Below are 25083 nucleotides of genomic sequence, written 5' to 3' on the forward strand. Positions count from 1 at the left end.
CGAACAGCTTTGGCGGGTTGGACGTATCTGGGTAGATTAAACAATGAGATAAACCAATTGCTGTATTGGTGGTCTAGCTTGAAATGAACCCGTTAATTGTGAGCACGATCACACGATCTGTCTGCGCTTAGACACAATGGATTTGAGCACAAAAGGAAATATGGCTGACCTGCTTGAAAATGATCCCCGAGAGGTGCTGTGCAGTTGCAGCGGCACCACGCGTGGCCTGATTATCGAGTTGGTCAGGCAAGGCAAAGATCTGGATGGCATCTCGCGCTATTCTGGCGCGCTGTCAGGCTGCGCTGGCTGCGAATGGGAGATTACGGAACTGGTGGCGTCGTTACAGTCTCAGCCCACAGATTCCGCCTGACCACACACCGCGCAGGAAGGGTCTTTTTTGAGGCGTATGGTGCGCCATTCTGCACTGAGCGCATCCAGCAATAGCAACCTGCCTTTCATGGTCTGGCCCATATTGAGCAACACCTTAATGGCTTCAGCAGCTTGCGCTGTGCCTATCATACCCACCAGCGGAGCAAATACACCGTTGTCTGCACAACGCAACGCCTGGTCATCGCCGACGTCTGGATACAGGCAGTGGTAGCAAGGGCTGTCAGCATGGCGGAAATCAAACACACTCAATTGCCCTTCAAAGCGGATGGCCGCCCCCGAGACCAGAGGCTTTTTACTCTCAAAACAAAGCTGGTTGAGCAAGTAGCGCGTAGCAAAGTTATCCGAGCAATCAATCACGACATCTGCTGCCAAGACCCGTCCGGCAAGCGCCTCGTCATTGAGCCGTGTCGTTTCGACATGGACGTTGACTTCAGGATTGAGGGCCGCAATCGTGGCCTGGGCCGACAAGGCCTTGTTTTGCCCAACTGCTGCCGTGGTATGGATAATTTGACGTTGCAGATTGGTGAGGTCTACCTGATCAAAATCACAAATGGTCAGCGTGCCTACCCCGGCTGCGGCCAGATACATCGCCACCGGGGCCCCCAAGCCGCCAGCCCCCACGATCAGGGCATGACTTTGCGTGAGCTTTTCTTGCCCTGCATATTCAATTTGCGGCAACATGATGTGCCGACTGTAGCGTAACAACAAATCGTCTTGCATGTATTTTCCAATTATTCATGGCAGGCGTTGCGCTTGTACCATTTGCTGAATCAACACCTTGGGCGACAGCATGATCAGCCGGTCATCAAACACGGCCGTACCCGTTTGTTGTTGTGCCTGATCAACAAAGGCCAGGTCGCCATCTGCATTTTCACGCTCATCCGCGTGCTCGGGTGCGGGCATGGCATAGGCGCCGCCGCCAGACACGGATTGTATGCCACCCAGCCCGTTTTCGCCATGTGAAAGGATAATCGCCACCGGTCGGCTAGGCCCGCTGGTGGCCGGGCCAGTCTCACTGCTGACTTGAATATTGCTGGCACCTTCGGCCGCAGCTACCGAGAACCACTGGCTGTGATGAGTAAACGTGCTGTCTGCGCGATAGCGAAAGAAACGACCCCAGGCATCGGTGGCGACTACCCCTAATTGCTGCGATGGCAACCAGCCCTCATCACTGGCGCAGGTCTGGTTGGATAATACATTTTCCCACCCATCGGGCGGCTGGTCGGTATCAGGACACGGCAGGTAATGATAAATCAGGGCATGGCCAAGCAAGGCCTGTTGCGCCGTATTCAGCCGCTGTTCGGTTTGCTGATATTTCTGCAATCCGTATTGCACCTTGAGGGGCGTCATGAGCCAGCCCATCATCAGGCTTAAAATCACCAAAGCGATCGCCATTTCAAGCAGGCTGAAACCGCGCAGAGCAGATTGCGGTCGAGACAAATGCGCGCTGATATCCTTCATCTGGCGATTTGCTCCAACTGATCATTGCTGGGTGCATCCCATGCGGTGACGCCAGTCAGACCCAGCGCAGCGACTGTCGACATCTCGATAAAATTGGCATGCTCGCTTTTTTGCGTAGCCGTCTGTCGTAATTGCCCGGCTAACATCTCGCCGGACACAACCAAGAGCACTTGCGAGGACCGCGGCAGATAAAACACCTGCTCCCGCCAGCCATTTTGCTGAAACCAGTGATGCATGGCCTGACCATCCAGCGTGGCTTGATTTGCAAGTGGGCCGTGCAAGTCGCCATCGACCGGCAAGCGGCCCAGCGTAGTCGCTTGAGCAGACATACATTGCCCAGCTTGCAATGAGTGTGCACCTAAACAACTCGCATCTGAAATGGATGCTGGCACAGGTAAAGGCGCACATGGCCTGGACGTGCAAGTAAATGCTCGCTTAAGCTCTGATAACACCTGCTTTTGCATGACTTGATGCATGCGGCTGGCCGAGATTGGCCAGACCACGTCATTAAATTGTGTAGTCGGAGGCGACATGACAAAGCCGTGATCGCTGTACTCTGTCGGGTTGGCATTATCCAAGGTCCCCTCAATATCCAGATACTCCTTGGCACCATCGTCAGGCTGCAAGCGGCGTTGCTGCCAGCCATCCTGCCTCAACAGCGGCTGCATGGGAGCAATTACCACAGCCACAACGCCATTGCCCACACTTGCATCCCAAGTCGGCCCATTGTTGGCCATCACGCTCCAGCTGCCCTGCGTGTCCAGATTCAAAGGACGCAGGCGCGGATTATTTTTATAGCGCTCTGACACTGCGTACCACAAGCGCTCGCCACTGCCATCGCGCAGGTCGCCTAAGCCCAGTGTTTTCCAGGGTAACCTGCCCAAGCGGGCGGAGTTACTGCATGAGGTTTCGGCAATGCCGTCGTTATTGCGGTCTGGGCAAGGCAAATCGCCCGGGCGTGGGCAATTCAACTCACAAGGCGTGGTGCCCAAGGGTTGCTGCGCATAGGCAAGCAAGGCCTGCTCGGCCTTGGCCAAAGCCGTCATGGTTTTGTGCAACGACGCCTGACTGGAAAACTCACGGCCCACCAAGGGATAAACCAGCATGCCCGCCATGCCGGACAACAGCAGCAAAAGCGCCCAGATCGCAATTCCTCTTTGAAAATGTGAACAACCAATCATGGCTGCACAGGCGACGGATTGGGAAACACGTCAGGGAAATTAAACAGATGAAGCTCACATTGCGCATCAATCTGGACGAATGACGGCGTCACTGTCCAGACACAATGATGGACTTTAATCGCACCTGCATATTGTTTGGCCAACGCTTGTAACCATGCCAATATGTCTGCTTCATGCTTGACCGACCATGCGAGCTGTAGACGGCTAAGCATCACTTTGATGTCGGCTTGCTGGCCAGTGGATGCTTGCGGCAAACACAGGGCAAGGTCACAAGGAGTGGTCGGCAAGAACTCATAGCGTAGATGACTCAAGCCAGATGCCTGCTGCATTTCGGCAAGTGCCTTTTCCCATGCAGGCACATTCAAGGGCGACATCACCCCGATGTTTTGCCATTGCTCGCGAAGCGCCAAATAGGTAGCGATCTCTGCAGCAAAATGCTGCTGATAAGCCGCTTGTTGTTGCCGTTGCTGCCACTGTGCCTCTAGCTGAGACAAGACTTGTTCGGCTTCTTCACGTCTTTGATACTGCAACAGGGTACACACCACTAACAAGCTCATCACGCCTAACCAAAACAATAAGGTTTGTTTTAATGCCGCCCACACTTGCAGAACCATCACCACCCCTCCTGTTGCACGGCTGCCCAAGTCAGCGTGAGCATCGGCTGCAAGCCCAGCATGGCTAGCGGATCTGTACTGCCCTGGCGACCATTCGTCGTGCTTTGCTGACTGGAGTTCTCTGTTTGCAGCTGCTTGACTGATGGCAACTGATTTAAACGCTGCATCAACTGTTGCCATTCAAGTACGGCACGCGTGTGCTGACTTGTTTCTAATTGTTGAAAAGTCATTTTCAATGACTGAGTTTGATGCGCATCAGGGTCTGCTGATTCAGGAGGCTCTGCCTGCCATTCGAGTCGGATCAGTTGCCAATCTCGCAAGCCAGTCAGCATCGGCTGCAAGTCATGCAAGGCTTGATCGGGCAATCGGGCGGAGGCGCTGATCGCTTGCATCGTGCGGGTTAAGGCATGAATCGCTGGCAATTGTTCAGCGCGCAGTCCCCCGGCGAATGGCATCGCCTCTGGCTCATCAAGCTGTGCCTTCACCAGCCCGGCTTGCGTATGCAGTTGCTGAGTTGCCAGCGCATGGAAGCCGGCTAGCAGCGCCAATAGCAACGCAAGCCCTACGCCTGCCACGTGGATATTTCGTTGTAACCGCTTGAGTTTCTCTGGCAAGAGACTGGCCTCAGGGGCCAAGTTAGGGAGCGCCTGGTCTGCCAATATCGCATGCATGGCGACCCACTCGACCGCGCGGAGACCGGTAGGGAGCGAGCCTTGACCCACGGCCGCAATGAGCGCGGCCTCAGTCAGAGGTTGATATTGAAAAGGGGCGGGTAAGGTGAGCCTCTCAGCCTGCTGTATTTCTGCGATGATGCAAAACACCGGCAGACTTGCAGATTCGGATAAGCCAAACTGGCTGACCAGCTCACGATGCAACTGAGTCAGCGCCGGGGTCACAGACGCCACATCCTGCATCCCTTGTGTTGGCATTGAAAGGCGGCGCCTTAAACACAACCGTTGATGCTTGAAATAACTCAAGCACAGGGTCGTGTGCTCCGCGTGCACACAGATGCAATCACTCAGGCGTTGAGCGTTTGCAGGCAAGCAATATGGCAACAATATTGCTTGCGTATAAATGCCTTGCAGGCTGAGTGCTGCCGCTTGCAGCGCGGGCAAGCAGTGAGTCAGTGGTGGGGAAAACAGCCCGGCAAACAAAAAACGGTTTTCTAAACGGCTCGTCTTGATCGTTTCGAGTAGAAAGGCGGTATGCAAGCCTTGTGCATGTGGCCAAGCCGCCAGCTTGCGCTTGAGTAGTGCACGACCAGCCGCCCCTCGCACTACAGGCATCAGCTCAAGGTGATAGTGCTCCTCTGGCAGATTAGTTAACACCGCCACACGCGCGCCTGGGAAAGTTTGCATCCACCCTAACATGGCCGCTAGCCCTGCTTCATCCGGACCAAACGAACGCAGCTCGCAATACTGATTGCGCTTAAATAAGACCAGCCGCCATGCTTGCGCATCAATCAGGAGAATGAAGCGCTGGGCGGACATCTTTAGTACCTGATGGTTGAAAAGCTGTCATAGACCGGCAACATGACGGCGGCCATCAAAAACAGCAACATCAACCCCAGTGAAATGGTCAGCGCGGGCTCCAACATGCGCAATAGCGACTGGATCCGCGCTTGCACGTCCCGGTCATAATAGTCAGCCAACTGAAACAACATGCGATCCAGTCCACCTGTGGTTTCACCCACCTTGAGCAGGTGTAGCATCAGTGGCGGAAACTGCCCGGTAGCCGCAAAGCTGGCGGTGAGGCTTTCACCGGCCTGTACGCGCGCAGACACATCCTCAAGTGCGCGGGCCATGACACGCTGCGTCAGCAAGGGCTGGCACCATTGCAATGCCTGTAACAGCGGAATCCCGGCCTGGTACATCAATCCAAGAAACCTGCACAGCCGCGTGATCACCCATGCTCTTAGCAAGCGGCCAAACACCGGCAATCGCAACATCATGCTATCCCATTTATAAGCCCATTTTTCCGAGTGCCGCACGATTAGAGTCACACTCACCAGGGACAGCAATATCGCCAATAGCAGATAAGCCCCATAGTGCATGACACCCTCTGACAGGGCTAACAAACATCGTGTACTCCATGGCAGAGACTGCCCCAGGCTTTGCAAAAAACCTGCCATTTGCGGCACCAGAAAGGTCAGCATCACGTATGCGGCAATCATCACCATCACGCATAACACAGCGGGATAGCTCAGTCCCCGCTTGATTTGCGCACTCAGCTCAAATTGCCACGTGAGGGTGGCCTTCAATTGGCCAAATGTTTCAGGGAGCTGACCCGTCCGTTCACCAGCATTGACCAGTTGATAAAACAAGGCTGGGAAGACCTTGGGCTGCGCTTGCAACGCTTGTGAAAGTAATTTGCCCGCCTCAAGATCGCGCAACAAACCACGTAAGGCCTCGGCCATCACCGCCTGTTCGGCTTGTTCTGCCGAGACCGCAATGGCCTGACAGAGAGGCAAGCCGGCTTGCAATAGCTGCTCCAGCTGCACACAAAACACGATCAACATTTTGGGGTGCACGCGTGGCTGTCGCCAGCGCAATGGCTCACCCAGCTTCACCGTCAGCAATTCCAAGCCTTGCTGCTGCAGGGATGCAGCCAGCGCCTCTTCAGAGTCGGAGGTGCCATAGCCCCGTGTTAAGTGGCCCGTCTTATCAATCGCGGTGTATCGGTAGCTTGTCATCGTTTTAAACAGGCCTGCTTACATCCAGCACATTGGCCTCAAGCACACTTAAATCGACCACTCTTTTTAATTCTTGCAGACTAGTTTCGCCTGCCATCACTAATCGCACCCCCTCCTCGGCCAGCGTGGTGTAACCATATGATCGTGCGTTCTGCTGTAACCTTGGCAGCGAGAGTGGCGTGAGCGCCTCCTCCAAGCCAGAATGCATGGACAAAATTTCCATCACCACAGTCCGGCCTTGATAACCACTTTGTCGACAATGCTGACAACCAACCGCTTCAAAACACGTGAAACTTTCAGGAATGCACGCTGAATCGATGTATTGAAACATGGCTAAAAGGTGTGGGTCCGGGGAAGCTTGGCGCTTGCAGTGTTGACATAAGCGTCGCAATAAGCGCTGGGCAATCACCCCAACTAGGCAACCGGCCAGGGTATGCGGCTGAATCCCCAAATCCTGCAAGCGTAAAAAGGCAGCTGCAGCATGATTGGTATGCAAGGTGGTCATCACCAGATGTCCGGTCATGGCGGCGCGCACCGCCATAGCGGCCGTGGCTTCATCTCTGACCTCGCCAATCAGCATAATGTCGGGGTCTTGTCGCAAAATGGCGCGCACACCAGTGACAAAATCCACCTTATTGGCTTCGTTGACGGAGGTTTGCCGCATTAAATGGTGCGGATACTCAACCGGATCTTCCAGGGTCATGATATTCACCCCGGTCTGATTGAGATGCCCAAGCATGGAATAAAGCGTAGTGGTTTTACCGCTCCCGGTCGGGCCCGTCACGATTAACAAGCCCTCCGGTTTTGCCAGCATGGCTTTTAAAGACGCCAACTGCGCGCAGCGTATACCCATCTGCGACAGCGGAATAATGGATTTATGCCTGTCCAGCACGCGCAGCACCAAGTTTTCACCATGCAGGGTAGGATGACTGGAGACCCTGAAATCGACCTCGCGCCCGCACAAGAACAGATTCACGCGGCCGTCTTGCGGCATACGCTGCTCAGCGATATCCATGCCAGCCAAGACTTTGAGGCGCACACACATGGCGGGCCAATAGCGATCGTGCAAACAGCGGATCTGCCAAAGCACACCATCAATGCGGTAGCGTATCCTGACAAACGCCTGTTCAGGCTCGAAGTGGATATCCGAGGCGCCTTGTTTGACGGCATCGACCAAGATGGCATCCACCAGCCGGATCACGGGATGAGAGGCGGAAGCCACCGGCGAAAGACTAACTGCAGCCTCTTGCTGCTCGATTTCCTGCAACAAGCGCTCTAGCGACAGGCTATGTCCATAACACCGATCCAGCGCCTGCTCTATCTGGACTTCGGTCGCCAGAACAGGCGTCAGTGTAATGCCACCACCTAATAAATGTTTCAGTGCTTCAATCGCGTGTGCGTTCTGGTGATCCTGTACCGCAATCCGCAACGATTGCTGATCTGGTGTCAGATCAAGCGGTAACAAGCGATGTTGCCTGGCAAAGGTTTCTGGCACTTTGGCGATCCACGCCGGGTCGGGCATCACATACTGCAAATCCATACTCTCTTGCACATGCAGCTGTGCCAGCACGTCTCTCACCATGGCGTCGGTGACAAAGTGCAGCCTGACCAACTGCTGGCCAAGCAACAATTGCTGCTTGCGTTGCTCGATCAGTGCGATATCAAGCTGATCCGAAGTAATCATGCCTTTCGTCAGCATCCACTCTCCGATCCGCATCACTCTTGCTCCAGTAGTTGCGCAAATAAAGCAGCATTGGCTTCGACCCCTGGCATCAGTTGCCGAACGCGCAGCCAATAGTGCTCGTATTGCGCCTGATCACCCAGCCGTTGGCTGATATAAAGCATGCCGACTAAAGCCTCGAGTTGATGCGGATCTTGCGCCAACAGTTGCGCATAAAGAGGCTGCGCATTTTGCAGTTTCTCCTGTTGTAATGCCGTACGCGCCTGCGCCAGAAGACTGATGGAGGACAAGGTCGGCAATGGTCCACGCTGTACCTGCATGACCCAACGAGGCGGGTTATTTTGACGGAGTGAGGGTGATGGGCTCTGCGCAGGCTCACTCTGACTGGGTGTGGCTACGGAAGGTTGCTCAGCTTTTGCTGGCGCATGCAAAGCAAATACGCTAGGTTCCTCCTGCAATCGATACTTTTGCTCACCGATTGGTGACGGCTTAACCGGAGTGACGAATGGCTTTGCATCTACCCATCTGGGCGCAGCATGATGGTCCGGCGCGGATGCCGCTGAAAAGATATCCCAGCCTTGTCGCACTACGCAGCAAGACGCAATGATCAGCATCAGCCACAACAATCCCATGATACGCCGCTCAAGCTGCTGCCAATCGGTGATCATCAGCGATTTTGCATATGCATTTTTATTTAAGCGCAAGGGGCGTTTTGAATCAGCCAGCCATGCTCGAACATCCATCATGATGGCTCCTCGACATTCATTTCAAATGCATCAGCAGGCAAAGCGTCTGGCAGCAAGGGTTGAAACGATCGCAAATCGCCCGTGTTAACATCGGCCCGACCAATCACAGTGGGCCGCAAAAACACAATCAGCTCGGTCTTTTTGGCGGCCTGATTTTTGCCAATAAATGCCTGACCGATGACAGGCAGTCGCGAGAGGCCAGGCACGCGGTCACTAAATTCACGCTGATCATCCTGCATCAGGCCGCCTAAAACAGCGATATGGCCGCTGGCAACATTGAGCACAGACTCCATTTCCCTTACCTGGATTTCGGGCACGCTACTCACAATCCGACTGCTGCCACTGCCTAATTGCGGATTGGGGTCTTCGACATAGCGCAGCACCTTGGACACCGTCGGCCTGACATTTAAATTGACGCGCTGGCGACTATTGATTTGTGCCGTGACAGCCATGACCAAGCCTACCGGCACCGTATTGGCCGTGGTCGTCACTGCTTGCAAATTAGCACCGCTATTACTACTGCTTTGCGAAATTTGCGACTGGATGGTGAAGTAGACCAAGTTATCGACCACCTTGAGAATGGCCGTCTGATTATTGAGCACCATGAGCTTGGGACTGGAGAGGACACGCGTTTTGCCAAACTGCTCAAGCAAGGTGACACTGGCACTTAAATTACCAAAGCGGCTGAGAGGATTTAAGTAGCTCAACATAAACGCCACGTTGCCATTGTTCTGGCCCAAGGCATTTTTACTGTTATTGCTCTCCCACTGACCAGTGGTGCGGTTAAACTGGGCCGCATCGCTGCCCAAAGATTGCGAAAGCAGCCAGCCCCGTTGTTGCGCCGAGGCTGACAGGCGACTCCAGTCTATGCCCATCTGAAAACTTTTATTCAGCTCAACTTCTACAATGGTAGCTTCAATCAAGACCTGCCTGGCGGCAACCTGCATCACAGATTCCAGATAGGCTTTGACTTGCGCCTGCTGACTCTGCGAGGCACGTATGGTCAAGATGCCGGTTTCGGCGTTTGCAATCAGTTTGGAAGCCCGCCAACGGCGTTGCGCTTGCTGCGACTTTTCTTGCAATGGTGATGGTAAGACGGATTCTGCTGTGGTTTTGAGTTCACTGACTGCGGCGCTACCTGGCGCGCTATCAGTACCGCTCGCTGGCATGATCACGGTTGCGGGCAGGTGATCCATCACTTCTGCCCGTGCACTACCGGCTTTATCCGTTTCATCCAGCAGAAGCTGTACATTGTCTACCACGCTCTCCCACAGGTGATAGCGGGATTGAGAGGTGACTGCGGTTCTGGAACTATTACTACTGCCGCCTTGTGCCGGCAATGCTTGCACCTGCGCATTACTGTTACCGGCTGCGGCCATGCCGCCACGGCCAGCGCCATTGATTTCACTGGCCACGCCAATATAGCCATAGGTATCGCGGCTCATGTTCACATAATTGAGTTTGTAGCTACGAATCACCGGCGTGTCCGGTGTCACCAGCCACACCCCGTCTGACCATTCATAATACATATCGACTTGCCTGGCCATGCGCGCAAGAATCGCGTGCACCGACTGTTGCTGCGCATTTAAAGTGACTTTACCGATCAAGGCCGGATGCACATCAAAATTCAGGCCGCTTTCTTGAGCCATGGCAAACAGGACCTCCTGCACGGGGGCTTCGCGGACGACCAGATTGATCAAGATGGTGGGGATGGCCGACTTGAGCGCGGGGGGCTTGATGGCTGGGGTAGAAACAATGTCTGCCGTTTCAATTTCCGGGAAGCTAGCCGAACCGTTGTCGGCCTGAGGGGTTGAAGGGGTTGAGGGTAAATGCAACTGCGCATGCGTAGCGCTGCCCGGGGGCTGGCTTTTACAGGCAGCGAGTCCAATCACCAACCACAGGATGAGCGCAATACGCATCAACCCCCTCCAAATGATTATTGACATTTTTTAACATATATTAAATATAAGCAATGTTAACTGTCAATCCATCCGGCGCAATCTGGTCAACCAGTGCGAGAGAGGGCGTTTAAAAAAGCTCGATTTCGCCGCTAATGATGCTGTAGTTGAGTAAGCCTTGCTCAACCAGGGATTCGTAGCAGCAGACCTGGTCTCTGCCATGCTCTTTGGCATAATAGAGTGCTTCATCTGCCCGCTCTAGCACAGTGTTCGGCAGCAAATGCGGTGACATTTTGGAATAACCGATACTGATGGTAACTCGCCCGACTTGCGGGAAACGATATTCAGCAAGGGCTTGCTGGAAGCGCTCTAGCAGCATGACGATGTCATCTTTATCAGCACATGAAAATACGCCCACAAATTCTTCACCACCAAAGCGGAACAGCAAATCGCCATCACGAAAGGTTTCCTGCATGAGGCGGGATAAAAGCAGTAACACTTCATCACCAATCAAATGACCATAGCTGTCATTGATCTTTTTAAAGAAATCGATATCAAAAATCACCAGATAATGGTGTAACGGAAACCGGAATTCTGGCTTGTAGTCATTGAGCAAAATCTTGCTCACACACTTATCAAAGGTTTTGCGGTTAAGCAACCCAGTCAGTGCATCCCGCTCGTTTTCAATAATCAAGCCGGCATAGTGATTAAATACCTGCAAACATTGTTCGACCAGCGCGATCGCTTCTGCGGTTAACTGCGCATGCTGAATCAACAGTATGGCATTTTTATGGGCAACACTTTGTTTTAGCGGAAAAATGTGCAACTTGCCCGCTGCAGTGTCCAGGCAAACAGATTGCCGAGTTTCCTGATCCAGGTAATTTAAAAGCAACGCATAAACATCGCTAGGCCACGCTTCAAAAGCAGGATCCATCTCATCTTGAGAGTCCATCACCGAGACCAACTGCCGACGCGACAATACCTGCATCCGGATCGGCTTTTCCTCAGCAGCAAAAATACACATCCAGTGCTGCATCAACGAGAGTAGCGCTGGATCCAATGCAAGGCTCTCCCTGACCTGTGTCAGGCCGATCAGGCTTTGCATAAATTTTTTCAAATTTAAATGACTAGGCATGTGTTCGACAGATGTTGTTTCGAACACTTTAACAAAGGGAAGAATGATTCTTAATTAGGAAAAGAACCGATTTGTAGGACTAAATTGTGAGGTTGAAGCAGAAAAGTGAAAATGGGGTGGCTAATCGGGCTCGAACCGACGACAACCGGAATCACAATCCGGGGCTCTACCAACTGAGCTATAGCCACCACTGAGAGAAATTGGCTGAAATTTTGGCCTGCCCGACAGGAATCGAACCTGTAACCCCCAGCTTAGAAGGCTGGTGCTCTATCCAGTTGAGCTACGAGCAGATAAAGTAGTTACATGCCGATCAGGCAATCCAGAGAAACTGGTCGGCGTGGAGAGATTCGAACTCCCGACATCCTGCTCCCAAAGCAGGCGCGCTACCAGACTACGCTACACGCCGAAAGCAGAAATATAACCGATTTCACGAATTTGTGTCAATCTCGATGTGATAAAATTATCTTTTTTACGACAAATTTTTTGCTCATGAGCGCTCAGATTATTGATGGCAAGCAAATTGCGAATCAACTATTAGAAGAAATCAAATCCAAAATCGACCAACGGCTAGTTGATGGCAAACGTGCTCCTTGCCTGGCCGTTGTCCTGGTCGGTGATGATCCGGCCTCGGCTATTTATGTGCGCAACAAGCGTCTGGCTTGCGAAAAAGTAGGGATCGTCTCAATTGCGCATAACCTGCCAGCCAACACCACGCAAGAGGCCTTATTCGCGCTCATTCAAACACTGAATGCCGACCCTGACACTGACGGCATTCTGGTGCAATCCCCGCTCCCCCATCATATTGATGAGTCTGCCATTCTGGCGCTGATAGATCCCGGCAAAGATGTGGATGGGTTTCACCCCTACAATATAGGCCGCCTGGCGGTACGCAAGCCCTTATTACGTTCCTGCACGCCTTACGGAGTCATAAAGATGCTGCAAGCCAGCGGGATCGTGATCAAGGGGCTGGACGCCGTTGTCGTTGGCGTGTCTAACCACGTTGGGCGCCCTATGGGCCTGGAGCTCCTGTTGGCCGGGTGCACCGTCACCAGCTGTCACCGGCACACCAAAGACTTACAAAGCCATATTAGTCGTGCCGATCTCATTGTATCCGCGGTGGGCAAGCCTGGCTTGGTCAAGGGTGAGTGGATTAAACCTGGCGCTATTGTGGTCGATATTGGGATTAATCGCCTGCCTGATGGCAAGATCACCGGCGACGTTGACTTTGCGATTGCCAGCCAGCGTGCCAGCCATATTACGCCGGTGCCTGGTGGCGTCGGCCCAATGACTGTAGCCACGCTGATGGAAAATACCTTGAAGGCGCTGGAACTCAGTGAGCAAGCTTAAGCCGAAGCAGTCTTGCCCTTGCGAATAGGCTTTGCAGGGGTTTGAAACTGGTGTAAACTCGCGCGATTGTTGATTGACGTAATGCAATAAACCATGCCGCTACAGGCATTCACTATTCGAAGTTTCGTTCGTTGGAACCATCATGGCAGATACCGTTAACAAATCCTTTACCCCTTACCAGCCCGCCGCCGGTGAGGAATACATGAATAAAAAGCAGCAGGATCACTTCCGCAAAATCCTGAATGACTGGAAAGCAGAATTGAGTCACGATATTGATCGTACCGTGCATACCATGCAGGACGAAGTGACCAGCTTTGCTGACCCGAATGACCGCGCCAGCCAGGAATCTGACATGGCGCTGGAACTGCGCAACCGTGACCGTGAGCGCAAACTGATCAAGAAAATCGACGAAACCTTGCGTAACATCGACAGCGGTGACTACGGCTACTGCGAAGGCTGCGGGATCGAAATTGGCCTCAAGCGCCTGGAAGCCCGCCCAACCGCCACCTTGTGCATAGACTGCAAAACGCTGGATGAAATGCGCGAGAAACAAGTCGCCAAATAAGGCTAAAGCTATCAAGCAATAAAAAAGCTGCCTAAGGGCAGCTTTTTTATTGCACTGGTTTTATTGCATCGCCATCATCCACGCACTACCAGTGCTCCTCAACCGCAAACAAGCGTTTGTGCTCACGGATGGCATAACGGTCAGTCATGCCGGCAATGTAATCAGCCACCGCCCGCGCCTGATCTTGCTTGGCTGCCAATTGGTGCTCGTCAGGCATCAAGGCCGGATTATCCATAAAGGTCTTAAATAACTCTTCAATAATCCGCCTGGCTTTGGCACTCATGCGATTCACCCGGTAGTGCTGATAGAGGTGCTTGCGCAAAAACTGTTTTAATTCGTGATTCTTTTGCACGACCGGCTGGCTAAAGCCGACTAGATAAGCGGGTGCTTTGCGCACATCGTCTACGCTGCCCGGATTCAACTGCGCAATCGCTTGCTGGCTATGCTGACATAAATCGACCACCAGCACATTGATCATACGGCGGATGGTTTCATGGATGAGCCGCTTTTCCTCAATCTCGCCATATTGCTTTTTAACCTCATGCATATTTTCGGCAAATAGCTGGATATTGGATAGCTGTTGGATGGTGATGAGGCCGGAACGTAAGCCGTCATCCACGTCATGATTGTTATAGGCAATTTCGTCAGCAAAATTGGTGACTTGGGCCTCAAGGCTGGGCGACTCACCGCGCAAGAAACGTTCACCGACATCGCCCAGAAGTTGCGCATTTTTGCGCGAGCAATGTTTGAGGATGCCTTCACGGACTTCGAAAGTGAGGTTTAAGCCATCAAAACTGGCATAGCGGTTTTCCAGCAGATCGACCACGCGCAAGGACTGCAGGTTGTGCTCAAAACCGCCATAGTCTTTCATGCAATGATTGAGCGCATCTTGTCCGGCATGGCCAAACGGTGTGTGCCCAAGATCATGCGCCAGCGCGATAGCCTCGGCCAAATCTTCGTGCAAGCCCAAGGTGCGCGCGATACCGCGTGTCAGTTGCGCGACCTCGATACTATGCGTCAGACGCGTGCGAAACAGGTCACCTTCATGGTTTACAAATACCTGCGTTTTGTATTCGAGACGCCTAAAGGCCGTGGAATGAATAATCCGGTCGCGGTCACGCTGAAAAACATTGCGCAACGGGGACTCCTGCTCGCCGACCTTGCGGCCACGAGACTGTTCTGGATGGGCAGCAAAAACGGCGAGTGTCATCATGGGCTTTCTGAATCAGGCCGCCAGCGACAGCGTCTGTTTAAGTTTATCTGCATCGTAATCAGCCGTGATCACGGCTTTACCTATCGCCTGTTGCAGAATCAGGCGAATGCGGCCATCGGCCACTTTCTTGTCCAGTTGCATCAAACGCAAATACTCGTCCGCGCCTAAATCAGGGGCAGTCACCGGCAAGCTGGCAGCGTGCATGATGGTTTTGATACGCGCGACTTGTGCCGCATCCAGCCAGCCCATGCGTTGCGATAAGTCAGCCGCCATCACGGTACCCGCCGCCACTGCCTCGCCATGCAGCCAGACACCGTAACCCATGGCATTTTCGATGGCATGACCAAACGTATGGCCCAGATTGAGCAAGGCGCGCTCGCCTTGCTCATGCTCATCCGCAACAACCACTTCGGCCTTGTTCTGACATGAACGGTAAATGGCATAGCTGGCTACGGCATGATCCAGCGCCATCAGGGCGGGCATATTGGTTTCCAGCCAATTAAAAAAATCAGCATCCCGAATCAGCCCGTACTTGATAACCTCAGCCACGCCGGCAGACAACTCGCGTTGCGGCAAGGTTCTCAAGGTATCAATATCCGCCAGTACCAGCTTGGGCTGATAAAACGCGCCTATCATGTTTTTGCCGAGAGGATGGTTGATGCCGGTTTTACCACCGACACTGGAGTCCACCTGCGAGAGCAGAGTCGTAGGCACCTGAATAAACGGCACGCCGCGCAAATAGGTCGCCGCAGCATACCCGGTCAAATCGCCAATCACCCCTCCACCCAACGCAATCAGCGTGGTATTACGCTCGCAGCGGTGTTGTAGCAGATGATCATAAATCATTTGCAAGGTCTCATTATTTTTATAGGCCTCGCCATCCGGCAAAATGATTTCAATCACGCTCACGCCTGCCTCTCGCAGTGGCTGGGCAATACTCTGCATATACAAAGGCGCGACCGTTGTATTACTGACAATCGCCACTTGCTTGCGCTTGAGGTGAGGCAATATCAGGTCTGCCTGATGTAACAGGCCATTCCCAATATGGATAGGATAGCTACGGTCAGCCAGGCTGACGGTTAAGGTTTGCATGACGGCTCCAACGCTTTCAGGGCGCTCTCAATTTTTTGGATAATCACTGCGACTGGCTGATGACCGGTATCGACGATCAGGTGTGCAGTCTCGGTATAGAGTGGATTGCGGGCATGGAACAATTGTTCCAATTTGGCTTTGACATCGACATTCTGTAGCAGCGGTCGGTTTTTATCGTTGCGCGTGCGTAAATACAGCTCATTCACATTTGCACGCAAATAAATCACATAGCCATATTTTTTGAGAATTTCGCGGTTTTCCGGGGCGATGATGGCACCACCGCCGGTGGCCAGCACGATATTTTCCTGCTGCGCAAACTCCTCTAGCGTGGCGGTCTCGCGCTTGCGGAAGCCAGCTTCGCCTTCCAGCTCGAAGATGGTCGGGATTTTAACGCCCGTGCGCTGCTCAATGACATGATCCGTGTCGTAGAAGGTCTTGCCCAGACTTTTGGCAATCAATTTGCCAACTGTGGTCTTGCCTGCCCCCATCAACCCGATCAAAAAAATGTTATTTGGTATTTGCGTACCCATAAAAATGCCCAACTGTTCAGTTGGGCATTTTAAGGCAAAGCCTGTCTGCTGTCAGTAATCGTTCAGCAAGCCATGCAATGATCAGTTCAAGGCCAGCGTCTCGTCCATGACTTTAGGCGTGATAAAGATCAGCAACTCAGTTTTATCTTCCTGTCTGGTGTTGCGCTTGAAGGCATAACCCACCACAGGCAAGTCACCAAAAAATGGCACCTTGTCCGTAGATTTACGCGACACTTGCTCATAAATCCCACCTAATACCACGGTCTCACCGTTACCCACCAGCACTTGCGTTTGCACGTTTTGCGTGTTGATCGCGACACCGCCGGGGGTATCCTCACCCTTACTATCCTTGCGCACATCGAGATCCATAATAATTTTCTGGTCTGGTGTAATTTGTGGCGTCACCTCCAGGCTCAACTCGGCCTTTTTAAAGCTGACGGCTGTCGCCCCACTGCTGGTCGCAGTTTGGTATGGAATCTCCACGCCTTGTGCAATACGGGCTTTTTGCTGATTGGCTGTGGTTACGCGCGGACTTGAAATCACTTTGCCGCGTGCGTCGGCTTCCAGTGCAGACAATTCCAGATTCAGCAACAAGTTAGCCGAGAGCTTGAGCAAACTGAGCGCGATGCCGCCATAAGCATTGGTGACCGGCAAATTGGACATGAGATCAGGCTGACCATTGGAGCTAATAATATAGTTGCCTATCGTGGCACTTTGTACCGTGCCTCCTTGAGCACCCAAGGTATAGGTCCCGTTACTACCCGCCGTCGTCGGTGCCGTGAATGCGGTTGCCTTGTTCCCCAAGCCTCCGCCGATAGAAAGATTGGTATTGCTACCCGGTGTACCGGTTTGTGAAATACCAAACCGTGCGCCCAACGCTTTGGAGAAGGTATTTGAGGCAATCACCATGCGTGACTCAATCATCACCTGCTTCACAGGTACATCCACCTTGTTGATGATGGCTTGCACCTCATCCAGTTTTCTCGGCGTGTCCTGCACAAATATCGTGTTTGTCCTGGCATCAAAGGTCACACTGCCACGTTGAGACAAAATACGGTTCATCCGTCCACCTGAAGATCCGCCAGCACCACCACTCATAGACAAGCTGGCGCCACCACTGCTTCCGGTGGTGCCCGTACCACCCCCCAGCAGCATATTCCTGAAGTCCATGGCTTTTTGATATTTGAGCGAGAAAACTTCTGTACGTAATGCTTCCAGTGTCTCGCGCTCGGCTTCTGCGGTCAGTTGTGCTTTCTCTTTCGCGGCAAACTCCTCGGCCGGTGCAATCGAGATCACGCTGCCATTGACGCGCATGTCCAACCCTTTGCTTTTCATGATCACATCCAGCGCCTGATCCCAGGGCACATCTTTCAGACCAATGGTCACGCTGCCCGAAACCGCATCGCTGACCACAATATTTTTACCGGTGAAGTCAGCGATCACTTTCAACACATCCCTCACATCAACGCGCTGGAAGTTAAGCGATAACTTTTCACCTGCATAGCCCTGCTTGGAGCCTTGAATCAGCTTGTTCGGGTCTTTTGCCAACGGACGGATATCCACCACCAACCGTTTATCCGTCTGGTAAGCCGATTGCTCCCAATCGCCTTGCGGTTCAATCACGATTTGCGCTTGATGCGCGTGACGTAATGCATCCACATACAACACGGGGGTATTAAAGTTAATCACATTTAAACGGCGTTGCAGCGCTTCAGGCAACTCGGTATCAGCGAAGTCAATCACCACGGTTTTACCGGCATTACGTACATTCACGCCCACCCGGCTATCCGACAAATCAACCAGTATCCGGCCTTCACCATTTCTGCCACGCACAAAATCAATGTGCTCAATTTTATGTGCTGCACCCGACGCTTGCTCCGAAAAGCGTTTCGCTGCAGCCGCAGCGACTGGCACCTCCTGAGCCTCCTGAATCAACCCGACCATCAGGGATGCGCCCTGCAATTGCAATTGGTGCTGTACGGATTTGGTTAAATTCAACACCACACGACTACGGTCATTGCTTTGCGCGATCTGTACCGATTTCAACACCCCCTGATTGATCGGGATCACATTTTTCCCTGTCGCATTGATGGCATTCGGCAGATCAAAAACCACTCTGGGCGGATTACTTAACGTGAAGCTAACTGGCGCGCTTGCCAATGGTTGCGACAACTGCAACTGCAGATTTAGCTTGGCACCGGGTTGCAAGGTAGCTTCAACGGCCTGCAGCTGGGTTTTTCCGTCTGTTGGTTCTGCTGCCACAAAACCAATCTGGGCAGCCATGGCGATCAGCAATGCCAATCGGACAATATGATTAGGAAATATTTTCATCATTGATGTTCCTGCAGTTCCAACGTTGTCATTTGCTCAGACCATTCACCGCTAACCGGGTCTTGAATCGTCTCTTTTACCTTCAGTTCATATTTCAGGCTTTGCCGGTTCTCACCCAAAGCCGTGACCACACCAAACCGCTCTCCCAAATGAGACCCCGGCCTGACCTGGTAAATAAGGTTATCCGGCGTTTGGATAGTGGCAAACATAATACTTTTCTTGCTCATCACGCCGACAAACTTCAGACTTTCGAGCGGATACGCTTCCAGCGGCTCTTTAGGCCGTTTCAAGTCAGGCTGATTCGTGTTGTGTACCGCGGCCTTGCGGGGCACAAACGGATCATGCAACGCACCGTCTGCGTTGTATTGTTTGGGCGCAAACCCTTGTACCTGTGGCAATGCCTCTATCGGTGCAACCATGGTCTGGTTTGCTTCATTCATAAACTGGGTGAGATCATCATCCTGCTTACTACCGCATGCGGTCAGCAGGAGCGCCAATCCAACCGGGATCCATTGCAGATTGATCGTCATTTTTTTGCCGCCTTGCTTTCCAGTGCCTTACGCGCCGCCACTTCCTCGGCATCGAGATAGCGATATGTTTTGGCAACGGCCTCCATCACCAGCATGTCTTTATGCGGCTGCTTGTCATCTTTGCCTGCAGGCTGAATATGCAAGTTATGCAAGGTCACGATGCGTGACAGCTTGGCGACCTCTGTCACAAATGCGCCCAGATCATGGTAATGCCCCAACACCTTGATATTGATGGGCTTCTCGGCATAAAACTCGGCAAATATTTCAGGCAAAGGCACAAAGCCTTCAAATGAAAGTCCCTGGCTTAATCCAGCCTGATTGATATCGGTCAGCAAGCCATCCATTTCGGATTTATCCGGCAATTGTTTCAACAGCGTGCCAAAGGTATGCTGAATCTCGACCACCTGTTGCTCATAGGCATTCATTCTCAAGGCCTGGACTTTCTTGGCCAGGTATTCATCACGCAGCCCCTGCTCTTTTTCCTTTTCTGCTTTTAATTCCTTGAGATTGGGATTGAGCAGAAACAAGTAGCCAAGTAACAGCAAGGCAGCAGCCAGCATCGCCAGCAAGGCCGCCTTCATTGGCACCGGCAAGTTACCGGCATTTTTTAAATCAATATTGTTAAAGTCAGACAATTGCATACGAGGTCATCCTTTAGCTGGCACCGGGGTTTGCTTGTCCGCCGTAGGGGGAGCATCCCGCTTCAAGGTCACGCGCAAGACAAACTCATACTCCTTGATTGCTTGTGCGTTTGTGATGGCTTTGATTTCAACCAGGTTAGGGCTGTGCATAATGGTTGAGCTAGCCAGGTTATGCACCAGCGTCGCCACTCGGGCATTGGTATCGGCCACACCTTTGAGCTCAATTTCATCCTCAAGCTGTTTTACGCTCTTGAGATAGACACCTTCGGGTTGTTGTCTGGCCAATTCATCCAAAATCAGCACCGCCTGGTTACGGTCACTTTGCAAGCCCTCAACAATCTGCTTGCGCTCCAAAACATGCTTGATCTGATCCTTCAGTTTGCCAATATTGGCAATTTCGGTATCCAGCCTTGCCATTTCGTCTTGCAGCCGCTGATTCCGTGCTTGCTGTGCCTGGATTTTGCTGTGGATATAGCTCCAGCTCACAAATAAAATGGCTGCGGCGGCGACGGCTACCAATGCCGCCATCAAGCCAAACTCACGTTGACGCTCGGCACGCCGGATCTGACGATGCGGCAACAAATTGACTTTAATCATGCGTCCACCCCGCGTAACGCTAGACCACAGGCAATCATGAGTGCTGGGGCATCTGTCTCAAGCTGTGAAGGTTTAATCTTGCTGGCCAGCGCCATGCCCTGAAAAGCATTCGCCACCAAGCTATGCACGCCGGTTTTTTCTTCAATAAGTGCCGCCAAGCCATCGGTTGCCGCCACGCCACCGGCCAACAACAGATGATCAACTTTGTTGTATTGGGTGGAGTTAGTGAAAAATGAAACGGCTCTGGCAGCCTCGGCCGCCAGATTTTGTAAAAACGGCTGCAACACTTCCTGCGCATAAGAAGCTGGCAATCCGCCTTGACGCTTGGCGATTTCGCTTTCTTCAGGCGACAAGCCAAACCGGCGCTGAATCTCTTGCGACAAGGTCGCCCCACCAAAGGCTTGCTCTCGTGCATAGACGGAGTGTGTGCCTACCATCACATTGATATGGGTAACAAAGGCACCGATATCCAGAATCATGGTCACAGTTTTTTTACTGTGATCAGGCAAATGTCTCAAAATCTGACGGTAAGCCGTTTCTGTCGCATAGGCCTCAACATCCATGATCTGCACCTTGAGCCCGGCTTCTTCAGCCACGGCCACCCGGTCATCGATTTTTTCTTTCTTGGCCGCCACAATCAGCACCTCCACTTCATCGGTGCTTTTCCCCATCGGGCCCAAGATCTGAAAGTCCAGATTCATTTCGTCGAGCGGGAACGGGATGTACTGATTTGCCTCAGACTCGACTTGCAGCTCCATGTCTTCTTCGCGCAATCCGGCAGGCATAATCACGCGCTTGGAAATCACCGCCGCAGTTGGCAAGGCCAAGACTACCTGACGTGCACGCGAACCCAGCAATCGCCAGGCGGCACGCATGCTCTCAGCCACCTGGGTGAGATCATTGATATTGCCGTCACTGATTGCGCCTTTAGGCAACGTGACGTTGGCATAGCCATCCAGCCGGAATTGCTGCTTGCCAATGGCACTGAGCTCCACCATCTTGACGGCGGTTGCACTGACATCCACACCAATAAAACTGGTTTTTTTGCGCTGTAAAAAGCCCAGACTCAACGGTATTGCCCTTCATAAATAGTTACATGCCCGACTTGCTATGCATCATCCATGCCAACTCATGCATTCGAGTGGGTAAACAATGGCTTACATGTATTTTTGCGAGTCAGGGAAATCCTGATTATTTGCATGATTCCATAATTAACTGCCTATGAATCAGCAAAAAAAGATTACAATTCATAGGTAATTCTCTCGATGGCAGCAAGACGCATGAATTCAAGAACCTGGTTGCAGTCCCTTCTTTTTCTCTTCATTACTGGCAGTTTGATCGTCGCAGCCTTGCTGGTATTGATGATCAGCATCCTCTATCCTTCCCTGCCTTCGATTGATGCACTGACGGATTACCACCCCAAATTGCCCCTGCGGGTCTATGACGCCGATGGCGGCTTGATGGCTGAATTTGGTCAGGAGCGCCGCGCATTCGTACCGATTGAACAAACGCCCAAAGTCATGAAAGACGCCATTCTGGCGATTGAAGACCGTCGCTTTTACCAGCACAACGGCATTGATACCACAGGCATTTTGCGGGCGATTCGAAACAACCTGACCGGACGCGGGCACGAAGGCGCCAGCACCATCACCATGCAGGTGGCTAAAAACTTTTTCAGCAATCCAGATACGCCACGCAATCTATGGACCAAGATTAAAGAGGCCTTGCTGGCGATCAAAATTGAACATGCCATTAGCAAAGACAAGATTCTGGAGCTCTATCTCAACCAGATTTACCTCGGTGAGCGCGCCTATGGTTTTGCGACTGCCGCCAAAACCTACTATGACAAAGACTTGAAACAACTGAACCTGGCCGAAGCCGCGTTACTGGCAGGCTTGCCCAAAGCGCCGAGCAAATACGATCCCTACATTCATCCCGACTACGCCATTAACCGTCAGCACGAAGTACTCCGCGACATGCACCGCTATGGCATGATCTCTGATCAAGCCTATCAAGAAGCATTAAAAGCACCGCTTAAATTCCAGTCATCCAGACGCCAAATCCAGGCACTGGGCGGGGAATACGTGGCCGAGATCGTCAGGGCAAGCTTGTATAAACGCTATGGTGAGAAGGCTTATACCAGCGGTTTGCGTGTTTATACCACCATCAATAGCAAACACCAGGCTGCTGCCAATACGGCCATGATTCAAGGCATCATCAATTTTGAGTTGCGGCACGGGTTCCGTGGCGCAGAGCAAGTGTTGCCATTACCGGCAACACTCAGGGCGTCGGAAGCCGCTGATTTATTGCGTGATTTTGTCACTTACAACCAATTTGTGCCCGCCTTGGTCACCAAGGTGGAACCCAACCTGCTCACTTTGGTCACCAAGCGCGGCCAGGTACTCAAGCTGCAGGACAAATCATTGCTGCTGGTCAAAAACCATATGCCGCCCGCCAAACCCACCCCCTTGTCACTCAAGCCGGGCGCGGTCATTCGCGTATATCAAAACGGTGAAGAATGGTCGGTAGTACAACTGCCAGAAGTGGAAAGTGGCTTTATGGCACTCAATCCTGAAACCGGACAGGTACAAGCGCTGATCGGTGGCTTCAGTTTCCAGCGCAACAAATATAACCATGTCACCCAGGGTCGCCGTCAACCCGGCTCCAGCTTTAAACCATTTATTTACTCTGCAGCGCTTGAAAAAGGCTATTCCCCTGCCAGTGTGTTTGAAGACGCACCGATCAGTTTCACCTCCACCGAGACTGGCAGCAACAGCAGCTGGGAGCCGCGCAACTACGATGAAAAATATGCTGGTCCGATGCGTTTGCGTGAAGCACTGGCGCAATCCAAAAACACCATCTCAATCCGGCTTATGAATGCGATTGGCGCGCGTTATGCCCAAAACTACCTGCGCAAATTTGGCTTTGACCCCAAGGATCACCCGGCCTATCTGTCTACCGCCTTGGGCGCTGGCTCAACCACGGTCTGGCAGCTGACGGCCGCGTATGCCACCTTTGCCAATAGTGGCTATCAGGTGCATCCTTACCTGATCGAAAAGATCACGGACAGCCGCGGCAAGGTGATTCAGGCCGTGCAACCAGGCAAACATGTCTCCGCCGAGCGGGTGATTGACCAGCGCAACGCCTTCATCATTACCACCATGCTACAAGACGTGGTGAGAGATGGGACTGCGCGCGCAGCACTGTCATTGCGCCGCCCCGACATTGCCGGTAAAACTGGCACCACCAACGACCAGTTTGATGCCTGGTTTGCTGGCTACCACCCAAAAGAGGTGGCAGTCGCGTGGGTGGGTTATGACAACCCGCACAACCTGGGCCGAGGCGAAACTGGTGGCCGCGCAGCTTTACCTATCTGGATACGCTATATGCAGCAAACCCTGTCAGGTCAGCCGATTTATCAATACAAAGTGCCTGAGGGCGTCTTGCAATTGAAAGTAGATGCTTACACCGGTGCGCAGATCAGCGAAGACGATGCGGGCATTTATGAGTATTTTTATGAAGAGCACTTGCCACAATCCAAACCCGAAACACTGCCTGGCTTGTTTGACCCGGAGGGTGAACATGCGCCCGAAGAGGAAGAGCCTTCCTTTTTGGAGCGCCTGATCGGCGAACACAGTGGCAACAATGAGGATAGAAAACTGCCAGCCAATCCGGCAGCCAAGCTGCTGAGCCCGAATTAGCAATCAATCTACGAAAAGCCTAAAGTATGTTTGATGATTTTACGAGTGACTTGAGGCAAGAAATTGCCCAATCTGCTGCGCGCCTGATGTTTGAAGAAGGCATCAGTGACTATGCGCGCGCCAAACGCAAAGCCATCAAAGCCATGGGCATCACGCAAGATGCGCCCTTGCCGACCAACGGCGAAATTGATGCGGCCTTGCGTGAATATCACGCGCTTTACGCAGATGAAAGCGATGCCGCTCACCTGCTGGAACTGCGGCAGGCCGCGCTGCATACCATGCGGCTATTGCAGAAATTCCAGCCCTACCTGACTGGCGCCGTCATGGAAGGCACTGCCGGGCCCCATGCCGATACCGAAATCCATGTCTTTGCCGAGAGCGCCAAAGAACTGGAAATCTACCTGCTTAACCAGAATATCCCCTACCGCCTCGACGAACAGCACTACCGCATGTCAGACCGTCCGAGCAAACAAAAGCACGAATTGCTACGCAAACGGGTGCCGGTGGTACTGGTAGAAACCCGGTACGGTACGCAACGCATCAGTATTTTTGAAGCCGACGACCTGCGTACCGCCCCGCGTAAACACGGGGAAAAGGCGGGAATCCACCGGATGACGCTGGCGCAGGTGGAAGCGCTGCTGAAACCGATCCTGACTGAATAATCAGATTGCCGCAGCTCGACTGCGCGTGACATCCCTCATTTAACAACTCAACCTGCTTGCAGAGATTCCCGTGCTC

General features: G+C 52.7%; 23 protein-coding genes and 3 tRNA genes. 5 read left to right on the forward strand and 21 right to left on the reverse strand.

Going from position 1 to position 25083, the window contains the following annotated elements:
- Positions 1-160 precede the first annotated feature (160 nt).
- Positions 161-370, forward strand: coding sequence for a (2Fe-2S)-binding protein (locus tag INP77_RS10575; RefSeq protein ID WP_194748975.1), 210 nt, complete (start codon positions 161-163; stop codon positions 368-370).
- Here the strand turns inward: INP77_RS10575 and INP77_RS10580 are convergent.
- The 13 genes from INP77_RS10580 to INP77_RS10640 form a co-directional block, all read right to left on the reverse strand.
- Positions 349-1110: a molybdopterin-synthase adenylyltransferase MoeB gene (locus tag INP77_RS10580; RefSeq protein WP_194748976.1), complete on the reverse strand. Its 762-nt coding sequence runs from the start codon at positions 1108-1110 to the stop codon at positions 349-351. The two genes, INP77_RS10575 and INP77_RS10580, sit on opposite strands and share 22 nt — an antisense overlap.
- Positions 1111-1125: 15 nt before the next feature.
- Positions 1126-1851: a type II secretion system protein gene (locus INP77_RS10585; RefSeq protein ID WP_194748977.1), complete on the reverse strand. Its 726-nt coding sequence runs from the start codon at positions 1849-1851 to the stop codon at positions 1126-1128.
- Positions 1848-3032, reverse strand: coding sequence for a hypothetical protein (locus INP77_RS10590; RefSeq protein ID WP_194748978.1), 1185 nt, complete (start codon positions 3030-3032; stop codon positions 1848-1850). The genes INP77_RS10585 and INP77_RS10590 overlap by 4 nt, the downstream gene beginning before the upstream one ends.
- Complete coding sequence (locus INP77_RS10595; RefSeq protein WP_194748979.1) at positions 3029-3649, reverse strand: hypothetical protein; 621 nt, start codon at positions 3647-3649, stop codon at positions 3029-3031. Before INP77_RS10595 ends, INP77_RS10590 begins: the two co-directional genes overlap by 4 nt.
- Positions 3646-5136: a hypothetical protein gene (locus tag INP77_RS10600; RefSeq protein WP_194748980.1), complete on the reverse strand. Its 1491-nt coding sequence runs from the start codon at positions 5134-5136 to the stop codon at positions 3646-3648. Before INP77_RS10600 ends, INP77_RS10595 begins: the two co-directional genes overlap by 4 nt.
- A 2-nt stretch (positions 5137-5138) precedes the next feature.
- Positions 5139-6338, reverse strand: coding sequence for a type II secretion system F family protein (locus INP77_RS10605; RefSeq protein ID WP_194748981.1), 1200 nt, complete (start codon positions 6336-6338; stop codon positions 5139-5141).
- Positions 6339-6342: 4 nt separating this feature from the next.
- A complete protein-coding gene (locus INP77_RS10610) occupies positions 6343-8055 on the reverse strand; it encodes a GspE/PulE family protein (RefSeq protein ID WP_228518860.1) in 1713 nt (570 codons plus the stop codon).
- The gene (locus tag INP77_RS10615) at positions 8055-8765 is read right to left on the reverse strand and encodes a hypothetical protein (protein ID WP_194748982.1); all 711 of its coding nucleotides are present in this window, start codon (positions 8763-8765) and stop codon (positions 8055-8057) included. Before INP77_RS10615 ends, INP77_RS10610 begins: the two co-directional genes overlap by 1 nt.
- On the reverse strand, positions 8762-10684 hold the full coding sequence (locus INP77_RS10620) for a type II secretion system protein GspD (protein ID WP_194748983.1): 1923 nt from the start codon (positions 10682-10684) through the stop codon (positions 8762-8764). The genes INP77_RS10615 and INP77_RS10620 overlap by 4 nt, the downstream gene beginning before the upstream one ends.
- A 109-nt stretch (positions 10685-10793) precedes the next feature.
- Positions 10794-11798, reverse strand: coding sequence for a GGDEF domain-containing protein (locus INP77_RS10625; protein ID WP_228518861.1), 1005 nt, complete (start codon positions 11796-11798; stop codon positions 10794-10796).
- 112 nt (positions 11799-11910) lie between these two features.
- A tRNA-His gene (locus INP77_RS10630) sits at positions 11911-11986 on the reverse strand.
- A gap of 25 nt (positions 11987-12011) precedes the next feature.
- Positions 12012-12088, reverse strand: a tRNA-Arg gene (locus INP77_RS10635).
- A gap of 39 nt (positions 12089-12127) precedes the next feature.
- Positions 12128-12204, reverse strand: a tRNA-Pro gene (locus tag INP77_RS10640).
- Between the two features lie 83 nt (positions 12205-12287).
- Here INP77_RS10640 and folD point away from each other — a divergent pair.
- Both folD and dksA read left to right on the forward strand, forming a co-directional pair.
- Positions 12288-13145 (forward strand): bifunctional methylenetetrahydrofolate dehydrogenase/methenyltetrahydrofolate cyclohydrolase FolD, encoded by an 858-nt coding sequence (gene folD, locus INP77_RS10645; protein WP_194748984.1) that lies wholly within the window; start codon positions 12288-12290, stop codon positions 13143-13145.
- 142 nt (positions 13146-13287) lie between these two features.
- Entirely contained in the window at positions 13288-13710 is a 423-nt protein-coding gene (gene dksA, locus INP77_RS10650) for an RNA polymerase-binding protein DksA (protein WP_018986915.1), read from the forward strand.
- Positions 13711-13795: 85 nt separating this feature from the next.
- Here dksA and INP77_RS10655 read toward each other — a convergent pair whose 3' ends face one another.
- The 8 genes from INP77_RS10655 to INP77_RS10690 all read right to left on the reverse strand — a co-directional run bounded on the left by INP77_RS10655 (position 13796) and on the right by INP77_RS10690 (position 21714).
- Positions 13796-14923, reverse strand: coding sequence for a deoxyguanosinetriphosphate triphosphohydrolase (locus INP77_RS10655; RefSeq protein ID WP_194748985.1), 1128 nt, complete (start codon positions 14921-14923; stop codon positions 13796-13798).
- Between the two features lie 12 nt (positions 14924-14935).
- Positions 14936-16015 carry a 3-dehydroquinate synthase gene (gene aroB, locus INP77_RS10660; RefSeq protein WP_194748986.1) on the reverse strand — a complete coding sequence of 360 codons (1080 nt, stop codon included), beginning with the start codon at positions 16013-16015 and terminating at the stop codon, positions 14936-14938.
- A complete protein-coding gene (locus tag INP77_RS10665) occupies positions 16003-16545 on the reverse strand; it encodes a shikimate kinase (protein ID WP_194748987.1) in 543 nt (180 codons plus the stop codon). The genes aroB and INP77_RS10665 overlap by 13 nt, the downstream gene beginning before the upstream one ends.
- Before the next feature lie 81 nt (positions 16546-16626).
- Positions 16627-18879, reverse strand: coding sequence for a type IV pilus secretin family protein (gene pilQ / locus INP77_RS10670; protein WP_194748988.1), 2253 nt, complete (start codon positions 18877-18879; stop codon positions 16627-16629).
- Positions 18876-19406 carry a pilus assembly protein PilP gene (locus INP77_RS10675; protein ID WP_194748989.1) on the reverse strand — a complete coding sequence of 177 codons (531 nt, stop codon included), beginning with the start codon at positions 19404-19406 and terminating at the stop codon, positions 18876-18878. The genes pilQ and INP77_RS10675 overlap by 4 nt, the downstream gene beginning before the upstream one ends.
- Positions 19403-20047: a type 4a pilus biogenesis protein PilO gene (locus INP77_RS10680; RefSeq protein WP_194748990.1), complete on the reverse strand. Its 645-nt coding sequence runs from the start codon at positions 20045-20047 to the stop codon at positions 19403-19405. Before INP77_RS10680 ends, INP77_RS10675 begins: the two co-directional genes overlap by 4 nt.
- 6 nt (positions 20048-20053) lie before the next feature.
- Positions 20054-20644, reverse strand: coding sequence for a PilN domain-containing protein (locus INP77_RS10685; RefSeq protein ID WP_194748991.1), 591 nt, complete (start codon positions 20642-20644; stop codon positions 20054-20056).
- Entirely contained in the window at positions 20641-21714 is a 1074-nt protein-coding gene (locus INP77_RS10690; RefSeq protein WP_194748992.1) for a pilus assembly protein PilM, read from the reverse strand. The genes INP77_RS10685 and INP77_RS10690 overlap by 4 nt, the downstream gene beginning before the upstream one ends.
- Positions 21715-21924: 210 nt before the next feature.
- On the opposite strand from INP77_RS10690, the gene INP77_RS10695 reads away from it, so the two are divergent.
- Positions 21925-24345: a penicillin-binding protein 1A gene (locus INP77_RS10695; protein WP_194748993.1), complete on the forward strand. Its 2421-nt coding sequence runs from the start codon at positions 21925-21927 to the stop codon at positions 24343-24345.
- Positions 24346-24371: 26 nt separating this feature from the next.
- Positions 24372-25007, forward strand: a complete 636-nt coding sequence (locus INP77_RS10700) for a hypothetical protein (protein ID WP_194748994.1) — start codon at positions 24372-24374, stop codon at positions 25005-25007.
- Positions 25008-25083: the final 76 nt, after the last annotated feature.

The organism is Methylophilus sp. 13, assembly GCF_015354335.1.
Lineage (GTDB): Bacteria > Pseudomonadota > Gammaproteobacteria > Burkholderiales > Methylophilaceae > Methylophilus > Methylophilus glucosoxydans.

What these genes read in the sequence shown, in the direction of transcription:
- INP77_RS10575 (WP_194748975.1), top strand. Translation starts at nt 161, where the DNA reads ATGGCTGACCTGCTTGAAAATGATCCCCGAGAGGTGCTGTGCAGTTGC.
- INP77_RS10580 (WP_194748976.1), bottom strand. Translation starts at nt 1,110, where the DNA reads ATGCAAGACGATTTGTTGTTACGCTACAGTCGGCACATCATGTTGCCG.
- INP77_RS10585 (WP_194748977.1), bottom strand. Translation starts at nt 1,851, where the DNA reads ATGAAGGATATCAGCGCGCATTTGTCTCGACCGCAATCTGCTCTGCGC.
- INP77_RS10590 (WP_194748978.1), bottom strand. Translation starts at nt 3,032, where the DNA reads ATGATTGGTTGTTCACATTTTCAAAGAGGAATTGCGATCTGGGCGCTT.
- INP77_RS10600 (WP_194748980.1), bottom strand. Translation starts at nt 5,136, where the DNA reads ATGTCCGCCCAGCGCTTCATTCTCCTGATTGATGCGCAAGCATGGCGG.
- INP77_RS10605 (WP_194748981.1), bottom strand. Translation starts at nt 6,338, where the DNA reads ATGACAAGCTACCGATACACCGCGATTGATAAGACGGGCCACTTAACA.
- INP77_RS10610 (WP_228518860.1), bottom strand. Translation starts at nt 8,055, where the DNA reads ATGCGGATCGGAGAGTGGATGCTGACGAAAGGCATGATTACTTCGGAT.
- INP77_RS10615 (WP_194748982.1), bottom strand. Translation starts at nt 8,765, where the DNA reads ATGATGGATGTTCGAGCATGGCTGGCTGATTCAAAACGCCCCTTGCGC.
- INP77_RS10620 (WP_194748983.1), bottom strand. Translation starts at nt 10,684, where the DNA reads ATGCGTATTGCGCTCATCCTGTGGTTGGTGATTGGACTCGCTGCCTGT.
- INP77_RS10625 (WP_228518861.1), bottom strand. Translation starts at nt 11,798, where the DNA reads ATGCCTAGTCATTTAAATTTGAAAAAATTTATGCAAAGCCTGATCGGC.
- folD (WP_194748984.1), top strand. Translation starts at nt 12,288, where the DNA reads ATGAGCGCTCAGATTATTGATGGCAAGCAAATTGCGAATCAACTATTA.
- dksA (WP_018986915.1), top strand. Translation starts at nt 13,288, where the DNA reads ATGGCAGATACCGTTAACAAATCCTTTACCCCTTACCAGCCCGCCGCC.
- INP77_RS10655 (WP_194748985.1), bottom strand. Translation starts at nt 14,923, where the DNA reads ATGATGACACTCGCCGTTTTTGCTGCCCATCCAGAACAGTCTCGTGGC.
- aroB (WP_194748986.1), bottom strand. Translation starts at nt 16,015, where the DNA reads ATGCAAACCTTAACCGTCAGCCTGGCTGACCGTAGCTATCCTATCCAT.
- INP77_RS10665 (WP_194748987.1), bottom strand. Translation starts at nt 16,545, where the DNA reads ATGGGTACGCAAATACCAAATAACATTTTTTTGATCGGGTTGATGGGG.
- pilQ (WP_194748988.1), bottom strand. Translation starts at nt 18,879, where the DNA reads ATGATGAAAATATTTCCTAATCATATTGTCCGATTGGCATTGCTGATC.
- INP77_RS10675 (WP_194748989.1), bottom strand. Translation starts at nt 19,406, where the DNA reads ATGACGATCAATCTGCAATGGATCCCGGTTGGATTGGCGCTCCTGCTG.
- INP77_RS10680 (WP_194748990.1), bottom strand. Translation starts at nt 20,047, where the DNA reads ATGCAATTGTCTGACTTTAACAATATTGATTTAAAAAATGCCGGTAAC.
- INP77_RS10685 (WP_194748991.1), bottom strand. Translation starts at nt 20,644, where the DNA reads ATGATTAAAGTCAATTTGTTGCCGCATCGTCAGATCCGGCGTGCCGAG.
- INP77_RS10695 (WP_194748993.1), top strand. Translation starts at nt 21,925, where the DNA reads ATGAATTCAAGAACCTGGTTGCAGTCCCTTCTTTTTCTCTTCATTACT.
- INP77_RS10700 (WP_194748994.1), top strand. Translation starts at nt 24,372, where the DNA reads ATGTTTGATGATTTTACGAGTGACTTGAGGCAAGAAATTGCCCAATCT.